The following is a 19,418-nucleotide window of genomic DNA, read 5'->3' as shown; positions in this document are numbered from 1 at the left end:
GCAGCCTAACCTTACGGGCGTCCCGAACTCACCGGGCGTCTCGAACAGCGCAGGGGAGGTGCGGCAATGCCTGTCGCCGCGACCCGTTCCACCGCCACGCCGGCACCAGCGCCGCTGCCGCGCACCAGGCCGGCGCGCGGGGTGCCGCTGCTGATCGGCGCGGTGGTGCTGGTACTGGTCGCCGTCCTGCTCGGCGTCGCTCTCGGTGCCCGCGACATCGCCCCGGCCGACGTGCTGCGCATCGTGCTTTTCGGCCAGCAGGGCTACGACGCCGACGTGCTGTGGGTGGAGCGCATCCCGCGCACCATGCTCGGCGCGCTGGTCGGCGCCGCGCTGGGCGGCTCCGGCCTGGTCATGCAGGCGCTCACCCGCAACCCGCTGGCCGATCCGGGCATCCTCGGCATCGAGGTGGGCGCCGCGCTGTTCGTGGTGCTGGCCATCGTGCTGTTCGACATCCACGGCCTGCACGGCTACTTCTGGTTCGCGCTCGCCGGTGCCGCGGTCACCGCCGCGCTGGTCTACCTGATCGGCACTCGCACCGCCTCCGGTGACCCGACGCTGGGACTGGTGCTCGCCGGGGCCGCGGTGGCGGCCTGCCTGGCGTCGGTCACCACCTTGCTGGTGGTGCGCGACGAGGCCGTCTTCGCGTCGCTGCGGTTCTGGTCGGTCGGTCAGCTCACCGGGCGCGCCGACGTGCTGGGTGACGCGCTGCCGTTTCTGCTGGCCGGCCTGCTGGTCGCTCCGCTGCTGGGCCGCAGCCTCAACATTCTCGGCCTCGGCCAGGACACCGCCGCCGGCCTCGGCCTGTCGGTGGGGCGCACCCAGTTGCTGGTGGCGGCCGTGGCCGTGCTGCTCTGTGCCGCAGCCACCGCGGCGGCCGGACCCGTCGCCTTCGTCGGCCTGGTCGCCGCCCATATCGCCCGGATGCTGATCGGCGCCGACCACCGCTGGTCGCTGCCGCTGGCCATGCTGACCGGTGCGGCGCTGCTGTTGCTCGCCGACGTGGCCGGACGGCTGGGGCCCGGGGCCGGTGAGATCCCGGTCGGCATCATGACCGCCCTGGTCGGCACGCCGTTCTTCGTCTGGCTGGCCCGCCGCCGTGAGCTGGTGACGCTGTGAACGCCGCCTTGCTGCCCACCACGGATGCTCGCGCCGAACTGGTCGCCGCACTGCGGGCCGGCCGGTCGGACGCCCGGCACCGGTTCGCCGCGGTGGTGGCCGGTGGTGCGGTGCTGGCCCTGGCGTTCTTCTTCGCCAACCTGCTGGTCGGCCTGCCCACCCGGATCGGGCTGGCCGACGCGCTGTGGGCGATCACCGGGCGGGCGCGCGGGCTGGCCAACTTCGTGGTCTTCGAGACCCGGCTGCCCCGAGCCGTCGGGGCCCTGCTGGCGGGGGTGCTGTTCGGGGTCTCGGGGCACCTGTACCAGCGCGTGGTGCGCAACCCGCTGGCGACCCCCGACATCATCGGCATCACCAGCGGCGCCACAGCGGGAGCAGTGGCCGCGATCGTGCTCGCGCCGTCCGTTCCGCTCGGCGTGCAGGCGGCGGGCCTGCTCGGCGCACTGCTCGCCACCGCGGTGGTGTTCGCGCTGACCTGGCGCGGCGGCCTCGACACCTACCGGCTGGTGCTGGTCGGCATCGGGGTCAGCGCGGTCGGAGTGGCGGTGACCAGCTACCTGCTCACCTTCGCCGACCGCATGGCGATCGCGGCCGTGCTGCGCTGGTCCACCGGCACCGCTTCGTACGTGCAGTGGCCGGACGCCGGGCTGCTGGCCATCGTGCTCGCGGTGGCTGTGGTGGCGGTGCTGCCGCTGGTCAGCGGGCTGTCGGCGCTGGGTCTGGGCGATGACCTGGCCCGCGGGCTCGGGGTCCGGGTGGTCGCCGTGCGGGTCGTGGTGCTGGTGGTCGGTGCGGTCGCCGCGGCACTCACCACCAGTGTGGTCGGACCGATCGGCTTCGTCGCGCTGATCGCCGGACCGATTGCCGCCCGGCTGGCGCCGCGCGGCCCGCATCTGCTGCCCGCGGCACTGGTCGGCGCGGTGCTGGTGCTGAGTGCCGACCTGGCCGCCCAGCAGTTGCCGCCGATCGCCCCGGTTCCCACCGGCGTGCTGACCGGGCTGGTGGGCGCCCCGGTGTTCGTCTGGTTGCTGCTCCGCTCGCGCGCGGGGGCGGCGTGACCGGCCAGGAGACGCTGGCGGCGTCCGGACTGTCCGCCCGCGGCATCAGTGTCGGCTATGCCGAACGCCTGGTGATCGACGGCCTCGACCTGACCATCGAACCGGGCACCATCACCGCGCTGATCGGGCCGAACGCGTGCGGCAAGTCCACCCTGCTGCGCGCGCTGGCCCGGCTGCTGGCGGTACGCGCCGGCGCGGTGCTGCTCGACGGCGCCGACCTGCACGCCCTGCCCACCCGCGAGGTGGCGCGCCGGCTCGGCATCCTGCCGCAGAGCCCGATCGCGCCCGAGGCGATCACCGTCGGCGATCTGGTCTGGCGCGGCCGGCACCCGCACCAGCGGTTCGGGCAGCGCCGCACCTCCGCCGACGAGGCCGCGGTGGTAGACGCCCTGCTGGCCACCGGCACCGCCGATCTGGTCGAGCGGCGGGTCGATTCGCTGTCGGGCGGGCAGCGCCAGCGGGTCTGGATCTCGATGGCGCTCGCCCAAGGCACCCCCTACCTGCTGCTCGACGAGCCCACCACCTTTCTCGACATCGCGCATCAGGTCGAGGTGATGGACCTGCTGCTCGACCTCAACGCCGAGCGCGGCACCACCGTCGTGGTGGTGAGCCACGACCTCAATCAGGCCGCCCGCTACGCCGATGCCCTGGTGGCGCTGCGCGACGGCGAGATCGTCGCGCACGGCAGTCCGGCCGAGGTGCTGACTCCCGAGCTGGTCGAACGCGCCTTCGGTCTGCGCTGCGTGGTGCGCCCGCACCCGGCGACGGGACGCCCGCACGTGTATCCGCTCGGACGCCACGACTGACCTCCGGCCCCGGCCGGCAACGAAAGGAAAGAGATCCGTATGAAGACCACCCGGACCTTGATGACGGTGCTGGCTGCCTGCGTCGCACTGTCGCTCGGAGCCTGCACGGCCTCCACACCGGCCACGGAGAGCCCCGCCCTCGCGGTCACCGAGAAGAGCCCGGTCACCCTGACCACCGCCTGGGGGGCTCAGGAGATCCCTGCCGACCCGAAGCGGGTTGCGGTGGTGTCGGGCGGCGACCGGTCGATCGCCTACGCGCTCGGCATCGGTCCCGTGATCGAGTGGCGCTACCCCGGCGTGACCGCCGCGCCCTACATCACCGAGGCCCGGCAGCGGCTCGGCATCACCGACCCGGTCACCTTCGACGCCAGCGACGGTACCGACTTCGCTGCCATCGCCGAGGCCGACCCCGACGTCATCCTTGCCATGAACAGCTACTCGATGGACGACGACTTCAAGCAGCTAGCCAAGATCGCACCGGTGATCACCTTCGAGAAGACCGACCAGGCCCTCTCGATGACCTGGCAGGACCGGTTGCTGCGGGCCGCCCTCGGCCTGGGCCTGACGGAGAAGGCCGAGCAGGTGATCGCCGCGAACCAGCAGGTGGTGACCGACGCCAAGGCCGCCCATCCCGAGCTGGCCGGCAAGACGTACACCTACCTGGTGGTCCATCCCGAGCAGATCAGCTACATGTCGCACGCCCAGGCCGACCCCTCGCCGCTGGACGACCTGGGCCTGGTGAAGTCGGCCAACGCCGCGAAGTTCACCGGTGACAACAACAAGCTCAGCCTGGAGAACCTCGACCTGGCCGATGCCGACGTCCTGCTCATCGCGTACCCGTTCGGCGACGAGGGCCTGCTGTCGCGCAGCGAGCTGGAGAAGAAGCCGTTGTGGACGAAGATCCCCGCCGTGGCCGCCGGCCGGTGGGCGATCATCGATTCCGACAGCGGCCTGGCCTCGGACATCGCCTACCCGGACGCCTTGTCGTACCCGTGGGTGGTCCAGCAGCTCACCCCGGTGCTGGTGAAGGCGCTGGCCGGCGAGGGTCCCGCCTGACCGATTGCACCCCGGAACACCCGGCTGGTTGAGGGTGTCGAAACCTGTTGCCCGCAGTGGTGCAGCTCCCGCAGCGGTGCAGCTGAGGTCTCGACACGCTCGACCGGCGAAAATCTCAGAGGTAACTGGCGCGCCATTCAGCCCACCACGCGCCCGGCCTCCAGCTTGATCACCCGGTCGGCGCGGGCCACCGTGTCGGGCCGGTGCGCGATCACCACGACGGCACGGCCACTGCCCGCCCGGGCCAGGGCGTTCTCGACCCGGGCGGCGGTCACCGGGTCGACGTCGGCGGTCGCCTCATCGAGCACCAGCACGGCCGGGTCGGCCAGCACGGCGCGCAGCAGCGCCACCAGCTGACGTTCTCCGGCCGACAGTGACTCGCCCTGTTCGCCGACGTGGGTGTCGAGCCCCTCGGGCTGTTCGGCCAGCCAGCGGTCCAGCCCGAGAACCCGGGCGGTGCTGAGCATCTGCTCCCGGCCGGCCGGGTCGTCGTTCACGCCGGGCGTCAGGGCGAGGTTGTCGGCGAGGGTGCCGCGCACCAACAGCACCTCCTGCGGCACCAGCACGATGCGCCGCCGCAGTTCGGCCTCGTCGAAGTCGGCCAGCGGTCGATCCGAGTAGCTGAGCCGGCCGGCGTCCGGTGGGTAGAGGCCGGCCAGCACCTTGCCCAGCGTGGTCTTGCCCGAACCGGTGGCACCCACCAGCGCGACCCGCTCGCCGGGCCGCACGCGCAGGCTCACGTCGGTCAACGCCGGACGGTCGGCGACGTAGTGGTAGCCGACTTCCGTCGCCACCAGCTCGCCCGCCGCAGGCCGCCCATCGCCCGCCGCGGGTCGCTCATCGCCCGCCGCGGGTCGCTCATCGGCAGCCTCCGGCCGTCCATCGCCCGGCCGGCAATGCCCGTCGCGCGTAGTGGGCCGCCCGCCGGCCGCACGCCGTGCGTCGGCCGCCGCGAACGCCGGGGGCGCAAATTCGTCCGAGGCGTCCAGCAAGTCGAGCACCCGCGCCAATGTGGTCTTGGCGGAGCGCCACTCGCCAAGCCCGGCCACCAGCTCCTGGACGTTGCCGAACACCTGCCGGCAAGCGGCCAGGAACACCACGACGCCGCCCACGCCCAGCCAGCCGGCGGTGGTGGCGGCATAGGAGAGCAGCACCAACGCGACCAGCACGATGCCCTGCACGGGTTCCAGCCCAGCCAGCCAGCGGTCGGTATGCACCTCGGTGATCCGGGCCCGCAGCAGGGCCTCGTTGTCTGCGGCGAACCTGGCCAGCCGGCGCGGGGTCGCGCCCAGCACCACCAACTGCTCGCGGGCCGGCAACGACTCCGAGAACGTGGCCGACACCTGGGCCTCGGCGTTGGCGGTCGCGGCGTAGGCAGGCTCGGCCCGACGCAGAAAGCCGCGCATCAGCAGCGTCGAACCGGCCAGCACCAGCACGATCAACACCGCGGTCAACTGCCACGAATAGCCGGCCAGCATCACGAAAGTGAGCCCAAGGGTGACCAGCACCCCGGCCAACTCGGGCAGGGTGCCGCCCACGAAGGCCGACAGGCCAGCGATCTCGCCGGTGAGCCGGCGGACCAGTTCGCCGCTCGGGTGCGCCTCGACGAACCGTACCGAGGTGCGGGCGAGCGCGGCGACGGCATCGTCGCGCAGCCTCCGGACGAAACGTTCGCCGACCATCACCACCAGCCACTGAGCCAACCAGCCGAGGCCGAATCCGGCCAGCACCAGGCCGGAGAATAGTGCGGCACCGGTCACCACCCCGGCCGCGTCGGCGGCCAGCACCGCGTCGGTCACCAGGCCCAGCGCCGCCAGCGCGCCGACCTCGGCCGCCGAGGCGCCCACGGTGACGGTGCCGGCGAGGGCCAGCGACAGCCGGTGGCCGCGCAGCAGCGGCCCAGCTCGGCGCAGCAGCCGGCTCTCGTCCGGGGCGGCGGCCAGCAGTCGCTGCTCAGGCATCGGCGCCCACCGCCAGCTCGACCGTCCGATCGGACGCGGCGCGCACCGCGGCGCGGTGCCCCGCCCACACCACCGCCGTGTCATCTAGTCGGGTCCTCAGCCGGCGAATCAGCTCGGCCTCGGTGGCCGGGTCGAGCGCTGAGCTGACGTCGTCGAGCAGCAGCACGCTGGTGCCGCGCAGCAGTGCCCGGGCCAGCGCCAGCCGCTGCCGTTCCCCGCCTGACAAGGTGGCGCCGCGTTCGCCGACCACAGTGTCCAGCCCGCCGGGCAGACCGTCCAGCACCTCGTCGAAGCAGGCCGCTCGGCACGCCTCGAGCAGGGTCTCGTCGGACGGGTCGGCGTCGGGGCGGGGCGCCCCGAGCAGCAGGTTGTCGCGCACCGTGCCGCGCAGAAGCAGCGGTGATTGCGGCACCAGGGTGAGCCGGTCGTAGCGCAGGGTGGCAGGGAGCCCAGCGAGGTCGAGTCCATCGACGCCGACCAGGCCCGCGTGCGGTTCGAGGCCCGCGATCGCTCGCAGCAGGGTCGATTTGCCCGAACCGGTCGGGCCGCTCAGCGCCAGCCATTCGCCGGGTTGCGCGCAAGCGGTGAGCGGCGCCAGCTTGAGCCGGTCCACGGTCAGGGCCGACAGTCGCAGCCCCTCGGCCTCAGCGACCCCGCCGGTTCCGCTGGCGGCGGGCATCCGGCCCGCGTGCGCCCCGTCATCCGATGCTCCGGGGTGCAGGGCCAGCACCGCGGCGATCCGGTCGGCGCTCACCCGTGCCGCGCCTCGGTCGCCCAGCCGCATCACGACCGCCTGGCTGGCCCGCTGCACCGTGCCCATCCACAGTGCGAAGGTGGTCAACTGGCCGACATCGAGTTGCCCGTTCACCGCCGCCAGGCCGCCGATCAGCAACCCGGCGGCCACGCCGGCGGGGGCGACCGTCTGCCCGGTCGCCGACCAGGCCGCCGATACCGCCGCGACACCGCCCACCCGGTCGGTCAGCACCGCGCTGGAGCGGTGGTGCCGCTCGACAACGGTGCCGGCTCCGCCGATTCCGCGCAGCCCGACCAACCCGGCGAGCAGGTCGGTGACCGCCTGAGTGCGGGTGGCCTGGGCCCGGGCCATCGCCTGCATGCGCCGCTCGAAGGCCCGTGGAAAGACCAGATTCGCCACCACCAGCACCGCTGCCACCGCCGCTGCCACGACCAGCAGCAGTGGATCCATTGCCGCCAGTGCCGGCACCAGCACGACCACCGTGGTGGCCACCACGATCCAGGTGGCCAGGCCGTGAATCCAGAACAGCACCCGGTCGACGTCGTCCATCGCACGGCTGAGCAGGTCGCCATAGCCGTCTGTCGTTGCCCGTCCGCCGTCGGGGTCGGCAAAGACCGTCGCGAGCAGCCAGCCGCGCAGCGTGCCGGCCAGACGGGCCTCGGCCAGGTTCGCCCACCAGACCCAGCCGCACAGGCCGGCGAACTCCACCACGGTGGCCAGGGCCAGCAGCCCGGCCCACTGCGCCACGGCGGCTCCGTCGCCCTCGGCGACCGACAGCACGGCGCGGCCCAGCAGCCACGGCACCGCGAGAAAGGCCAGTTGGCGCACGAATGCCGAGCCGATCGAGGCCAGCAGGTCGCGCTGCGCGCCGAACAGGCAGTAGTGCAACAGGGCGGGTCCGGTGGGGGGCGGGGAGGTCACCAGCGTCACGGTAGACCGGCGGCCGGTCGCCGCGTCCAACCGGGCCACCGAGCCGTCGAACCGAGCGACCGGACGCGCCGCCGAGCCGCCGAACCGAGCGACCGGACGCGCTGCCGGCGGGCCTGCGCCTCCCTTGGCCGGCGCCCCGTCGCAGCTGCTGGGGAGTCCGGCAGCCGGTTGCGACAGGGTGGGCGCTGGGTTGGACGGCCACGGGCCGTGGCTGGCTAGCCTCGAAGCCGTGCCGAGAACGCGTCGCCAACTAGTCACCTTTCCGATCAACGTGCGTGCCCTGACCGTGTCGCGGGTGGTGGACGTCACCCCCGGGCTGCGTCGGATCACCCTGACCGGCGACCAGTTGGGTGCCTTCACCACCGCCGACGGCATTGCCGTGCCGGCGCTGCGCAACGAGGGCTTTGACGATCACGTGAAGATCATCGTGCCCGAGCTGGGGGAGTCCGAGATCAGGCCGCCGCGACAGGTGGAAGGGCACCTGGACTGGTCCGATGCCTCGGCGGCCAAGGACTACACGCCGCGCCGCTGGGACCCCGCGGCGCGCGAACTCGACCTCGAGTTCGTGCGGCACGGCACCGGCCCGGCCGCCGCCTGGGTCGAGCGGGTCCGGCCCGGCGACCCCGCTCACATCGCCGGGCCGAAGGCGTCGGTGTTGCTGCCCGAGGGCGTCGACTGGCTCCTGATCGGTGGCGACGAGACCGCACTGCCCGCCATCGGACGGCTGATCGACGATCTGCCGGCCAACGCCAAGGCGCAGATCTTCGTCGAGGTCGCCGACGCCACGCACCAGGTGCCGCTGCCCGGCTTGGCCAGCCGCCCCGGCGTCCGGCTCACCTGGCTGCATCGCAACGGTGCCGAGCCGGGCACCGGTGACGTGCTCGAACGCGCCATCAAAGCGGCGGACTGGTGGCCTGGTCAGCCGTACTGCTGGGTGGCGGGCGAGGCGCTCACCCTGAAGCCGATTCGGGCTCACTTCAAGTACGACCGCGCGGTACCGCCGGACTGCTTCGAGGTGGTTGGCTACTGGCGCCGCCGCGAGGTGCTGGTCGACGACTCCGGTGTCGAGACGATCGCTCCCGACGACAGCTTCGCCCGCCTGCACGCGCTGCTCGAGACCACCGCGCCGGTCGCGCTGCGGGCCGCGGTCACCCTCGGCCTCATCCAGCGGCTGGAGGCCGGACCGGCCACCGCCGACGCCCTCGCGGCCGAACTGGGTCTGCAGCCGGCGGCCACGAATGCGCTGCTGCGCTACCTGACCGCGATCGAGGTGCTGCGCGCCGACGGAGACCGTTTCGCCCTTGCCGAACTCGGGCTCGAACTGGTCGACAGCGAGACCCTGGAGCGCGACTTCGGGCTTGGCGGCCCGGGTGATCTGCTCGAACTCACCGTGCCCGGGCTGGTCGAGCACGTCCGTACCGGCACCGACGCCGGAGCTGGCCAGGCACTGGCCGCTGATGCCGAACTCTCAGCGGGGTTTCGTGACGTCTGTGGCGACGAGGCCACCTGGTACGCCCCGTCGATCGTGCAGCACTGGGACTGGGCGGCATACCCGGCCATCACCGTCACCGGCGCCGGAACCCCCGAAACGGTCGCTGCCCTGCTCGACCTGCACCCAGCGCTCGCCGTAACCGCGTCGATAGCCGTGCCGGCGCAGCTGGCCACGCCGGCGCTGCTGGTCGTGCAGGCTCTCGATCAATTGCCGGACGGCGCTGCCGGCGCCCGGCTGGCCGGTCTCGTGGCTCTCGCCGAGAGCGCCGACGCCGATCTGGTGCTGGTCGAGCGGGTGCTGGACGTCGACGATGTGCATGACCACGACGCCGAGCTCGACCTGAGGCTCCGGGTGGCGTTCGGCTCCGGCGTCCGCACCCTGCCGGAATGGCGAGCGCTGCTCGCCTCCGTCGGGCTGCCGGACGTCGAAGGCATCGATATCGGCTGGGATCTCCGGCTCTGGGCGCTGTGCCGCCGTGGCGGTGGATTCAACGGCTCTTCAGGCAAGCGTTGACCACCGCAGTCCCTACTGGTTGAGCTACGTCGAACCCTCTTGCTGGAGGGATACTCGGGTCTCGACAGGCTCGACCGGCGATCCTCAACCCTCGATGATGGCGCAGATCGCGTCCAAGGCGTCGGCTTCGTCAAGGCCGTCGGCCAGCACCGTCACCACGGCGTCGGCCCGCGCGGCCAGGGCGAGCACTTGGACGGGGTCGGTGAGTGAGGCACGGCGCCCGTCGTGCCTCACCCAGATCGACGCGGTGAAGCCCGCGGCGGCGGCCGCGAGCGCGTGGGCGACCAGGGCGTGCAGCCCCTGGCGGTCGCCCACGGTCACCGAGCGCACGAGCATTCCGGCTCAGCCCTCGATGACGATCGTCGAGCCGACGGCGAGCGCCGGCGCGACACCCGCGACATGCAGAGTGCCTTCAAGGCCCGCCTCGGCGGCGCCGTCGAAGTTGATCGTGATGTGGCCCAGCCCGTCGAGGTTCTTGCGAACCAGGCTGCCGACCGCGGTGACCGGAAAACCGACGCCGTCCAGCACGAGGGTCTGGCCGGGCACGATGTCGGCGGTGGTGGGGTTCATCACGATGGTGTAGCAGAAGTCGGCGAGTGCGGCGGGCGCGTTGTCGCCGAACAGCACATACATACCCTGATCGGCGAAGGTGGCGGCTTCGTTGCCGATGCCTTGAACGGTGGTGTCGAAGATCTGGGACATGGGTTTCCTTTTCTCACGGTGGGGGCGCGCTGCCCCGGCGATACCGGGGCAGCGCAGTGGGTGGACGACGGTCAGCTAGCCGAGTAGAGCCCGATCGAGGCCAGCCAGGCAACGGCGACCCGGGGGACGCCATTGATGAACCGCGAGTACAGCACCGACGGGACGCCGACCTCGACGGTCTCGGCCTCGGCCTCGGCCAGGCCCAGCGCGACCGGGATGAAGTCACAGCCGTTCTGGGTGTTGATCGCGAAGAGCGCCGGCAGTGCCAGGCTGGGGTGAATATTGCCCTTGCCGATCTCGACGCCGATCAGGGTGCCGATGATCTGGCCGATCACCGCGCCCGGGCCGAGCAGCGGGGACAAGAAGGGCAGCGAGCAGACGAACCCGAGGATGATCAGACCGACTCCGGTGCCGACCAGCGGGGTCAGGACGTGGGCGATGACATTGCCCAGGCCGGAGGCGTTGATGATGCCGATCAGCATGGCCACGAATGCCATGAACGGCAGGATCGTGGTGAGCAGGGTCTGAATGGCATCGCGTCCGGCCTGGTAGAAGATGGCGACGACTCGGCCGGCGCCCAGGCCGATCTTCTCCAGCCAGCTCTTATTGCGCTTGGCGGCGAGGGTCTCGGAGATCTTCTTATCTGAGGTGTAGGTCACCTTCTCAGATGCCGGCTCGGTGGCTGCCGCCGGGGCTGCCGCAGACTCGGCGCTGCTGGCCGCCGCAGCCGCGACGCTGGCCTCGTCGGCGAGCCGGATGTTGTTCGGGCCGACCGCAGAGACGTAGATGCCTTCGTGGATGAACTGCGCCAGGGGGCCTGCCTTGCCGGTCGGCATGATGTTGATCGTCGGGATCCCCTTCTTGGGGTACAGGCCGCATCGCAGCGTGCCGCCGCAGTCGATCACGGCCACTGCGGTCTCTTCGTCCGGCACCGCGGTGTTGAAGCCGTTGACCGGCTCGCAGCCGGTCAGTTCGGCGATCCGGTCGACGACCTCGGGGCGGACGCCGCCGCCGACGATGTAGACGATCTTGTTCTTGGTCTCGGTCGGGGTGATGGTGAGCGGGCCGCCATAGCCTCCGCTGCCGCGCTCGACGATGATGCTGTTGTAGGTCATGTCATTTCTCCTTGTGCACGCGGCGCTCAGTGGTGGTGCGCGAGTTCGGTCTTGAGCGTGATGCCCTGCTGCTTCGACACCCAGGCGGTGATGAAGTCGGTGCTCCAGCCGCCGAGGAAGTTCATCACCAGGCCGACCAGCAGGTAGCGAATGGCGAGGTCTGCGGTGGGCAGGCCCAACTGGGTGATCCCATTCGCGATGCCAAGCCAGATGAACAGCTCGCCCGGGTTGATGTGCGGGAAGATGCCGTTGCTGGTGTGGCAGAACTGCATGCCGGCCGCCGCGTACGACGGCTTGTACTTCTCGGGCAGGAACCGCCCGAGGGTGAGGACCATCGGGTTGGCCAGCATGAACGCGCCGAGGAACGGCAACACCATGTAGCGGGCCACCGGATTGCCCGCGGCCTTGGCCGCGAACCGGTTGATCCGGTCCTCGCCGATGATCGCGATGAGTGAGTTCATCGCAATCAGCAGCATGAGGATCAGTGGCACGATTCCCGTCATCCAACTGATAAAGGTCTCCGCGCCGGCCTTGAACAGGTTGATGAACCATTCGGCGGCGGTGACGAAGAAACTCATGAGGTGACTCCTTCTGTATGAACCGCGTGCGAGACGCGGTCGGCCCGGGGTTTGGATGCCTGCTTCTTGCCGAACCGGGCGAGGAAGCGAGACAGGGGTCCGGGCGGATCTTGGGGTGTTTCGCCACGCTGAACGGCGAGCCAGTTGTCACGGGCGTTCAGCGTGGCCAGCCGCAGGCCACGGGGGAGCCGCGCGAGCGGGCCGTCGCCGAGTTGGCTGATGTGCATGCCTTCGAAGCCGGCAAGGGGCTTGAAGCGGGCCAGTACGGTCAGCCCGGAGATCGCCTTGGCCTCGGCCACGATGCCGTCGGCGTCGATCAGGAACATCGCGATCGAACCCGCGCTGAAGGCGGTCTTTCGCTTGCCGATCGCCACCTTCCCGCGGCGGCGCAGCGAGCCGTAGCTGGTGGCGAAATCTCGCATCTGGAAGACCGAGAGACCCACCTGCAATAAGTAGGTGGCGGCCAGAGCGACGATCAGGAACCAGAAGTTCATTCTTCATCCCTTCGGTGGGTGGTCGGGTTTGCTGGTCAGGTGCAGGAAGACCTGTTCGTAGCTGTTCAACCGGCAGAGCTGGGCCACGCCGAACCGATCGGCGGCCAGCCGGATGATCTCGTCGTACACGTCCACCAGGACGGTGTCGTCGTAGTCGGCCTTCTCGGGCACGCCCATCAAGACGATCATTCGCAGCCCCGGCTCGCCGGTGTCGCGGGGGATCACCCCGAGGGCGAACACGATCCGGTCGGCGTGGTCGGGCAGGGTGGCGTGCGGGAAGGCGATGTACGGGTCGAGCGCCATGCTGGCCCGGGCCTCCCGGTCGTGCAGAGCGGTGCGGAACCCTTCGTCGACCAGGCCGAGGGCACTCAGGTGGTCGATCATGGTGTCCAGGTTCCGCCGGTAGTCGGCCTTTGGGTCGAGGACGAAGAAGCGGTCCCGGCCCAGCAGGGTGGCCAGCAGCGACCGTGAACTCGCCCCCAGCGGGATCTCGGCCTGCTGGTCGAACCGGAGCCGGTTGATGTGACCCAGCAGCTCGTCGGGGTCGAACACCTCGTGCAACTGGATCAGCGCCGAGGAGGTGTGCAGCGGCTGCGGTGTGGTCGACACCACCAGGTCGAAGGTGTTCAGGGTCTCGGGGAACGCCTCGTCCAGTGACAGCAGTGTGTATTGAGTGGTCTCGGCCAAGATCTTGGCCAGTTGCAGTTGCAGCAGCCGGGCCGACACCCGTCCCACCGGGGTCACTACCGCCACCCGGTAGGCCGGGGTGCTGGAGGTCTTGCGTTCCTCCAGGAAGACCTGGAAGTAGCTGGCGATGAAGCCGAGTTCGTCGTCGGTAAGGGTCAGCCCCAGGTCGCGCTCGATGATCGTCGACGCGATAGCCGCCATTCGGAAGGCCACCGGGTAGGCGGTGCGGGCCTCGGCTGCGGCCACCTGGGGCGACGGTACCCGGAACCGGAGCCGGTTCACCATGAAGGTGAGGTGGTGCACGAACTCCTTGAGCAGCGCGGTGGGCGGTATGCGAACGCCCATCTCGACCGAGATCTGGTCGAGGATCCGCTGCACCAGTCCCGGGATCTCTTCGGCCACCGGGAATTTGGCCAGCCGGCTCTCGTCGCGGGGGGTGTGCATGCCGGCCAGTGGCAGGGCCAGGAAGACCGCCTCCGCCGGGTGCAGGTCGATCTGGAGGGACGCCCGCACGGCGTCGGTGACCCGTCGTCCGAAGTCGTGCGCGGGCAGTTCGGTGACCCGCTGGTAGGTCTCGGGCAGGTGGTCCAGGCCGTGCCCGGTCAGCACCCGGTCCAGCAGCACCGTGTACCAGCGCCGGGTCTCCTCGGCGATCCTGACGCCCAGTTGGAACTCGGCCACAGCCTCGTCCAGCGGACGGGCCAGTTCGTCGTCCAACGGGTAGCCGGCGTAGACGGTCTCGTAGTGCTCGCCCAGCACGAACAGCCGGACGGCGAACTCGTCGGCGTCCAGTTCCAGGCCGGCGTGCGGACGTCCCAGGACTCGGATCCCGTAGGGTGCCGCCTGCTCTCGCAGCCGGGCCAGGTCGACGATGGCGGTGGAGCGTCCGACCGACATCTCGCGGGCGAGGTCTTCGGTGAGCACCGGCGCATCGGCGCGGATCAGCCGCGACAGCGTGTACCCGGCCCGGGTCATCGGGTCGTTGAACGAGTGGGCCGCGTCGACGAGTTCGCCGCGCAGTTGGGCGTAACGTTCCCGGTCGATCACCCAGAGCCGGTATCGCCCCTTGTCGAGACGAACCGACGCGGCACCGGCAAGCATGGTGTTGAGATCTTGAAGGTCATTGGCGATGGTCCGGGCACTGACGTCGAGGCTGCGCATCAGGATCTCCGGCGGCGCGGACAGCCGGCGCTCTAGGTGCAGCAGAATCTCGGCGCGACGGTTCACGACCGGCTCCCGGTGCGCGTGGAGCCGCGGAGCCGGATGCCGAACCGGCTCGGCCGGGAACTGCCGGCGGCACCCGCAGGCAGTGGCGATGAAACCGTGCCGCCCGTGGGGTCGATGGCACCGCGGAGCAGGCGCTGCTGCCTCGTCATCATCGACTCCTTCGCTGTGCGGTGCGCGGTTTCCGGCGGCGCCGGGGTGGGTCCTCGGCGGGGATCCGGATCGTCCCGGACAGGTGTTTCGCGACCGTCCAGCCCAGAGTCGGACGCGCGAGACGGGCTCAGCCGCGCGATTTTCCGCCGGTGATGGTGAGAGTGGTGCCGGTGATGTAGCTGGCGCGATCGGAGGCCGCGTAGCAGACCAGGTCGGCGATCTCGTCGAGCTTGCCGGGGCGGCCGATCGGGATCACCTTCGCGTAGTCGGGGGAAAGGTTGTCGACCGTGGTGCCGCGGGTGTATGCCAGCGCGTCGTTGTAGGCCGGGCTGCGCAGCCCGGTCGGCTCCAGAATGCCCGGCGCAATGCCGACCACTCGCACCCCGTAGGGGCCCAGTTCCTTCGCCCACGACAAGGTGAAGCCGTTCACTGCTGCCTTGGACGCCGAATACGCCGACTGCCCCTTCGAGCCTTCCGACCCGGCCTCGGAGGTGACGTTGATGATGGTGCCGGAACCGGCGGCGACCAGATGCCGGGCCACCGCCTGTGCCATCAGGAAGACGCCCTTCACGTTGACGTTGAACATGAAGTCGAACGACGCGGTGTTCAGTTCGTAGTCGCTGCGATCGCCCTGCACGTCGACCAGCAGACGGGGCAGGTTGACGCCGGCGTTGTTGACCAGCGTGGTGGGGGTGCCGAGATCGGCGCAGACCCGGGCCACCACGCTCGCGACAGAAGCCGGATCGGTGACGTCCACACTGTAGTTGTGGGCGCCGGTTTCGGGGTCGGGGCCGTCGACGACGGAGAGGTCGAGGCAGGCGACTTGGGCGCCCACCCGGCGCAGGCCGGCCACGATGTGCTTGCCGATGCCCGAGGCGCCTCCGGTGACGATGACCACCTTGCTGTCCAGCGCGAGCCAGCTATCCGACATTCTCTTGCCTCCGATTTGGGGGTCCTGAGCCGCAGCGGTGCGGCCTCGCGCAGCACGATCGCGGCGGTGCGGCCTCGTGTGACACGACTTCATTGGTTAGGTGTTGATCGCCAAATGGCTGGGCCTGAGCATAGGAGTCACGCTTCGGCCACGGCAACGACCCAATGATTCACCGAATTTCCGGCCGGCCGGCAAGTCGTCGGTCAGTATCGACCGGGGCCAGGGGGTGGGTGCCGTGCCGTCCGGGCCTGTGCCGCGACGCCCGGGCACGAGACTTGCCGCGACTTTCCCGATGCGTCCAACGGCGCCGCCGTCAGGGGAATAGTGTGGCATCCGTGGCGACGACAACACTATCCCCGCACGCCAGGGCCGTTCGCTCATCGGTGACGATGAAGGTCCTGATGGCGGTCACCGGCCTGATCATGGTCGGCTTTCTACTCATGCACATGTACGGCAACCTCAAGGTGTTTCTGGGGGCCGAGGCATTCGATCACTACGCGCACTGGCTCAAGGGCGACATCCTTTACCCGCTGGTGCCCTCGGGCTGGTTCATCTGGATCTTCCGTGCCTTCATGCTGGCCGCGATCGTGCTGCACGCCTTCTCGGCGTGGCACCTGGCCAGCCGCGCCCGGGCGGCGCGCGGCACCAAGTATGTGAACCGCGCGAGCATCCAAGAGACCTATTCGGCCCGCACCATGCGCTGGGGCGGGGTGATTCTGGCCGCCTTCTTGGTGTTTCACCTGTTGCAGTTCACCGCTCAGGTGATCAAGACCGGCTGGGGCGCCGATGCCGGGCCGTACGAGATGTTCGTGGTGTCGTTCCAGCAGTGGTGGCTGGTGCTGGCCTACCTGCTGTGGATGATCACCGTCTGCATGCACGTGCGGCACGGCTTCTGGAGCGCGTTCGCCACGCTCGGTGCCAATACCTCAGCCGCTTCCCGTCGGGTTTGGAACGCCCTGGCCTATGCGGTGGCGGTGCTGCTTTTCGTCGGGTTCATGATCGCGCCGGTAGCGGTGCTGTTCGGAGTGGTGAAGTGATGGCGACGCAGACCGTCGAAGAAGAAGTGGTGACCAGCGACTCGTCCGCCCTGTGGGTTGAGGGTGCCGAGTTGCGTGACGGCAAAGCCCCGGCTGGGCCGATCGAGGGCAAGTGGCGCAAGCGCCAGTTCGAGGCCAAGCTGGTCAACCCCGCCAACCGGCGCAAGCTGACCGTGATCATCGTCGGCACCGGCCTGGCCGGTGGCGCGGCGGCGGCGTCCCTGGGCGAGGCCGGCTACAACGTGCTGAACTTCTGTTACCAAGACAGCCCGCGCCGGGCACACTCGATCGCGGCCCAGGGCGGCATCAACGCCGCCAAGAACTACCGCAACGACAACGACTCCACCTACCGGCTGTTCTACGACACGGTGAAGGGCGGCGATTACCGGGCCCGCGAGACCAACGTGTACCGGCTGGCCGAGGTGAGCGCGAGCATCATCGACCAATGCGTGGCGCAGGGGGTGCCGTTCGCTCGTGACTACGGCGGCCTGCTCGACAACCGCAGCTTCGGTGGCGTGCAGGTGCAGCGGACGTTCTACGCCCGCGGCCAGACCGGGCAGCAGTTGCTCATCGGGGCCTACCAGGCGCTGGAGCGCCAGGTGGCGGCCGGCACCGTGAAGATGTACGCCCGGCACGAGATGCTCGAGCTGATCATCGTGGACGGCCGGGCCCGCGGCATTGTGGCCCGCGACATGGTCACCGGTGAACTTGAGACGCATCTGGGCGACGCCGTGGTACTGGCCACCGGCGGGTACGGCAACGTGTTCTTCCTCTCCACCAACGCCATGGGTTGCAATGTGACGGCCGGCTGGCGCGCCCACCGCAAGGGCGCCTACTTCGGCAATCCGTGCTACACCCAGATTCACCCCACCTGCATTCCGGTGCATGGCGACACCCAGAGCAAGCTCACCTTGATGTCTGAGTCGCTGCGCAACGACGGGCGCATCTGGGTGCCCAAGCGGGCCGAGGACTGCGACAAAGACCCGCGGCAGATTCCGGAACAAGATCGCGACTACTACCTGGAGCGCATCTACCCCGCCTTCGGCAACCTGGTGCCGCGCGATATCGCCTCGCGACAGGCCAAGAACATGTGCGACGAGGGGCGTGGGGTCGGGCCGGCGGTCGCCGAGAAGCAGCCGGACGGATCGGTCACGCAGGTGCGGCGCGGGGTGTACCTCGACTTCGCCGATGTGATCAAGCGGATCGGCAAGGACGGCGTCGCCGCGAAGTACGGCAACCTGTTCGATATGTACGCCCAGATCACTGCTGAAGACCCTTATGAGGTACCGATGCGGATCTACCCGGCGGTGCACTACACGATGGGTGGGGTGTGGGTCGACTACGACCTGATGACCACCATCACCGGCCTGTATGCCACCGGTGAGTGCAACTTCAGCGACCACGGCGCGAACCGGCTCGGGGCGTCCGCATTGATGCAGGGCCTGGCCGACGGCTACTTCGTATTGCCGAACACGATCAACGACTACCTGGCCGCCGCGCCGTTCCCCACGATCCAGCCCGACCACCCCGAGGTGGTCGCCGCCGTCGCGGCGGTCAGGCAGCGGATCGACACGCTGCTCAGCATCAACGGCTCGCGCACCGTCGACTCGTTCCACAAAGAACTGGGTCACATCATGTGGGAGTACTGCGGCATGGAACGCACCGACGCCGGGCTGCGCAAGGCGATCGGGCTGATCCGCGAGCTGAAAGCGGAGTTCTGGCGCGACGTGAAGGTCACCGGTGAGAACGAGGAGTTCAACCAGACCCTCGAGCGGGCCGGACGGGTGGCCGACTTTCTCGAGCTGGGGGAGTTGATGTGCATCGACGCGCTGCACCGGCGTGAGTCGTGCGGCGGTCACTTCAGGGCCGAATCGCAGACCCCCGACGGCGAGGCGTTGCGCCACGACGACGAGTACCTCTACGTCGCGGCATGGGAGTACGGCGGCGACGTCCCGGTGCTGCACAAGGAACCGCTGGAATATGAGTACATCGAGCTGAAGCAACGGAGTTACAAGTGAACATCACCCTGCGTGTGTGGCGTCAGCCCAATGCCTCGGCCAAGGGCGCGATGCAGACCTACCAGTTGCAGGACGTCAGCCCCGACATGTCGTTTCTCGAGATGCTCGACCTGCTCAACGAGAAGCTGACCGTCGAGGGTGTCGAGCCGGTGGCGTTCGACCATGACTGCCGCGAAGGCATCTGCGGCATGTGCGGCGTGGTGGTCAACGGCTCGGCGCATGGGCGCGGCGCGTCGCCGGTGCCGACCACCACGTGTCAGTTGCACATGCGCTCGTTCGCCGACGGTGCAACGATCGACGTGGAGCCCTGGCGCGCCGGCGGTTTTCCGGTGATCAAAGACCTGGTGGTCGACCGGTCGGCCTTCGACCGGATCATTCAGGCCGGCGGTTTCATCTCGGCCAACACCGGCTCGGCCCCCGACGCCAATGCCGCCCCGGTGCCCAAGGTGAAGGCCGACCGGGCTTTCGACGCCGCCACCTGCATCGGCTGCGGTGCCTGCGTGGCTGCCTGCCCCAACGGCTCGGCGATGCTGTTCACCTCGGCCAAGATCACCCATCTGGCGATGCTGCCGCAGGGGCAGCCCGAGCGGTGGTCTCGGGTCAAGAGCATGGTGGCGCAGCACGATGCCGAAGGCTTCGGCGGCTGCACCAATATCGGCGAATGCGCGGCGGTGTGCCCCAAGGGCATTCCGCTCGACACGATCAGCCAACTCAACCGCGACCTGATGACTGCGCTGTTCAAGAAGGACGGCAAGTAGGTCGTAGTGCCGCCGGCCCCGGGTTCGCCCGG

General features: G+C 69.8%; 17 protein-coding genes. 8 read left to right on the top strand and 9 right to left on the bottom strand.

Going from position 1 to position 19,418, the window contains the following annotated elements:
• The first annotated feature begins 66 nt into the window (after window positions 1-66).
• The 4 genes from QM721_RS09315 to QM721_RS09300 are packed head-to-tail and all read left to right on the top strand — an operon-like array spanning window position 67 to window position 4,039.
• The gene (locus QM721_RS09315) at window positions 67-1,119 is read left to right on the top strand and encodes a FecCD family ABC transporter permease (protein ID WP_415121219.1); all 1,053 of its coding nucleotides are present in this window, start codon (window positions 67-69) and stop codon (window positions 1,117-1,119) included.
• Window positions 1,116-2,177 carry a FecCD family ABC transporter permease gene (locus QM721_RS09310; RefSeq protein ID WP_415121217.1) on the top strand — a complete coding sequence of 354 codons (1,062 nt, stop codon included), beginning with the start codon at window positions 1,116-1,118 and terminating at the stop codon, window positions 2,175-2,177. The genes QM721_RS09315 and QM721_RS09310 overlap by 4 nt, the downstream gene beginning before the upstream one ends.
• A complete protein-coding gene (locus QM721_RS09305) occupies window positions 2,174-2,983 on the top strand; it encodes an ABC transporter ATP-binding protein (protein ID WP_415121215.1) in 810 nt (269 codons plus the stop codon). Before QM721_RS09310 ends, QM721_RS09305 begins: the two co-directional genes overlap by 4 nt.
• Window positions 2,984-3,022: 39 nt before the next feature.
• Window positions 3,023-4,039, top strand: a complete 1,017-nt coding sequence (locus QM721_RS09300; protein ID WP_415121213.1) for an ABC transporter substrate-binding protein — start codon at window positions 3,023-3,025, stop codon at window positions 4,037-4,039.
• Window positions 4,040-4,176: 137 nt separating this feature from the next.
• Here QM721_RS09300 and QM721_RS09295 read toward each other — a convergent pair whose 3' ends face one another.
• On the bottom strand, window positions 4,177-6,000 hold the full coding sequence (locus tag QM721_RS09295; RefSeq protein WP_415121211.1) for an ABC transporter ATP-binding protein: 1,824 nt from the start codon (window positions 5,998-6,000) through the stop codon (window positions 4,177-4,179).
• On the bottom strand, window positions 5,993-7,675 hold the full coding sequence (locus tag QM721_RS09290) for an ATP-binding cassette domain-containing protein (protein WP_415121209.1): 1,683 nt from the start codon (window positions 7,673-7,675) through the stop codon (window positions 5,993-5,995). The genes QM721_RS09295 and QM721_RS09290 overlap by 8 nt, the downstream gene beginning before the upstream one ends.
• Before the next feature lie 238 nt (window positions 7,676-7,913).
• On the opposite strand from QM721_RS09290, the gene QM721_RS09285 reads away from it, so the two are divergent.
• Complete coding sequence (locus QM721_RS09285) at window positions 7,914-9,689, top strand: SIP domain-containing protein (protein WP_415121207.1); 1,776 nt, start codon at window positions 7,914-7,916, stop codon at window positions 9,687-9,689.
• An 84-nt stretch (window positions 9,690-9,773) separates the two neighbouring features.
• On the opposite strand, the gene QM721_RS09280 is transcribed toward QM721_RS09285, so the two are convergent.
• From QM721_RS09280 to QM721_RS09250, 7 genes are all read right to left on the bottom strand, one after another.
• Window positions 9,774-10,025, bottom strand: coding sequence for an HPr family phosphocarrier protein (locus QM721_RS09280; protein WP_415121205.1), 252 nt, complete (start codon window positions 10,023-10,025; stop codon window positions 9,774-9,776).
• A 6-nt stretch (window positions 10,026-10,031) separates the two neighbouring features.
• Entirely contained in the window at window positions 10,032-10,391 is a 360-nt protein-coding gene (locus QM721_RS09275) for a PTS glucitol/sorbitol transporter subunit IIA (RefSeq protein WP_415121203.1), read from the bottom strand.
• Window positions 10,392-10,462: 71 nt separating this feature from the next.
• On the bottom strand, window positions 10,463-11,506 hold the full coding sequence (locus QM721_RS09270; RefSeq protein ID WP_415121201.1) for a PTS glucitol/sorbitol transporter subunit IIB: 1,044 nt from the start codon (window positions 11,504-11,506) through the stop codon (window positions 10,463-10,465).
• A gap of 26 nt (window positions 11,507-11,532) precedes the next feature.
• A complete protein-coding gene (locus tag QM721_RS09265; protein WP_415121199.1) occupies window positions 11,533-12,084 on the bottom strand; it encodes a PTS glucitol/sorbitol transporter subunit IIC in 552 nt (183 codons plus the stop codon).
• Window positions 12,081-12,578, bottom strand: coding sequence for a transcriptional regulator GutM (locus QM721_RS09260; RefSeq protein WP_415121197.1), 498 nt, complete (start codon window positions 12,576-12,578; stop codon window positions 12,081-12,083). Before QM721_RS09260 ends, QM721_RS09265 begins: the two co-directional genes overlap by 4 nt.
• Window positions 12,579-12,581: 3 nt before the next feature.
• On the bottom strand, window positions 12,582-14,492 hold the full coding sequence (locus QM721_RS09255; protein ID WP_415121195.1) for a BglG family transcription antiterminator: 1,911 nt from the start codon (window positions 14,490-14,492) through the stop codon (window positions 12,582-12,584).
• A 277-nt stretch (window positions 14,493-14,769) separates the two neighbouring features.
• Window positions 14,770-15,573, bottom strand: coding sequence for a sorbitol-6-phosphate dehydrogenase subunit (locus QM721_RS09250; RefSeq protein WP_415121193.1), 804 nt, complete (start codon window positions 15,571-15,573; stop codon window positions 14,770-14,772).
• A gap of 401 nt (window positions 15,574-15,974) precedes the next feature.
• On the opposite strand from QM721_RS09250, the gene QM721_RS09245 reads away from it, so the two are divergent.
• Genes QM721_RS09245 through QM721_RS09235 form a run of 3 tightly spaced genes read left to right on the top strand, consistent with a single transcriptional unit; the run spans window position 15,975 to window position 19,386 of the window.
• Entirely contained in the window at window positions 15,975-16,610 is a 636-nt protein-coding gene (locus QM721_RS09245) for a succinate dehydrogenase cytochrome b subunit (RefSeq protein ID WP_415122064.1), read from the top strand.
• The gene (locus tag QM721_RS09240; RefSeq protein ID WP_415121191.1) at window positions 16,610-18,628 is read left to right on the top strand and encodes a fumarate reductase/succinate dehydrogenase flavoprotein subunit; all 2,019 of its coding nucleotides are present in this window, start codon (window positions 16,610-16,612) and stop codon (window positions 18,626-18,628) included. Before QM721_RS09245 ends, QM721_RS09240 begins: the two co-directional genes overlap by 1 nt.
• Window positions 18,625-19,386, top strand: a complete 762-nt coding sequence (locus QM721_RS09235) for a succinate dehydrogenase/fumarate reductase iron-sulfur subunit (RefSeq protein ID WP_415121189.1) — start codon at window positions 18,625-18,627, stop codon at window positions 19,384-19,386. The genes QM721_RS09240 and QM721_RS09235 overlap by 4 nt, the downstream gene beginning before the upstream one ends.
• Window positions 19,387-19,418: the final 32 nt, after the last annotated feature.

This window comes from Micropruina sp., from assembly GCF_047602085.1.
Lineage (GTDB): Bacteria > Actinomycetota > Actinomycetes > Propionibacteriales > Propionibacteriaceae > Micropruina.
Note: the sequence above shows the minus strand (reverse complement) of the source record. Positions and strands in the feature narration are given on the sequence as shown.

Bases quoted from the DNA above. Each gene is read 5' to 3' on its own strand.
- QM721_RS09315 (WP_415121219.1), top strand. From the start codon at position 67: ATGCCTGTCGCCGCGACCCGTTCCACCGCCACGCCGGCACCAGCGCCG.
- QM721_RS09300 (WP_415121213.1), top strand. From the start codon at position 3,023: ATGAAGACCACCCGGACCTTGATGACGGTGCTGGCTGCCTGCGTCGCA.
- QM721_RS09295 (WP_415121211.1), bottom strand. From the start codon at position 6,000: ATGCCTGAGCAGCGACTGCTGGCCGCCGCCCCGGACGAGAGCCGGCTG.
- QM721_RS09280 (WP_415121205.1), bottom strand. From the start codon at position 10,025: ATGCTCGTGCGCTCGGTGACCGTGGGCGACCGCCAGGGGCTGCACGCC.
- QM721_RS09275 (WP_415121203.1), bottom strand. From the start codon at position 10,391: ATGTCCCAGATCTTCGACACCACCGTTCAAGGCATCGGCAACGAAGCC.
- QM721_RS09270 (WP_415121201.1), bottom strand. From the start codon at position 11,506: ATGACCTACAACAGCATCATCGTCGAGCGCGGCAGCGGAGGCTATGGC.
- QM721_RS09265 (WP_415121199.1), bottom strand. From the start codon at position 12,084: ATGAGTTTCTTCGTCACCGCCGCCGAATGGTTCATCAACCTGTTCAAG.
- QM721_RS09260 (WP_415121197.1), bottom strand. From the start codon at position 12,578: ATGAACTTCTGGTTCCTGATCGTCGCTCTGGCCGCCACCTACTTATTG.
- QM721_RS09250 (WP_415121193.1), bottom strand. From the start codon at position 15,573: ATGTCGGATAGCTGGCTCGCGCTGGACAGCAAGGTGGTCATCGTCACC.
- QM721_RS09245 (WP_415122064.1), top strand. From the start codon at position 15,975: ATGGCGGTCACCGGCCTGATCATGGTCGGCTTTCTACTCATGCACATG.
- QM721_RS09240 (WP_415121191.1), top strand. From the start codon at position 16,610: ATGGCGACGCAGACCGTCGAAGAAGAAGTGGTGACCAGCGACTCGTCC.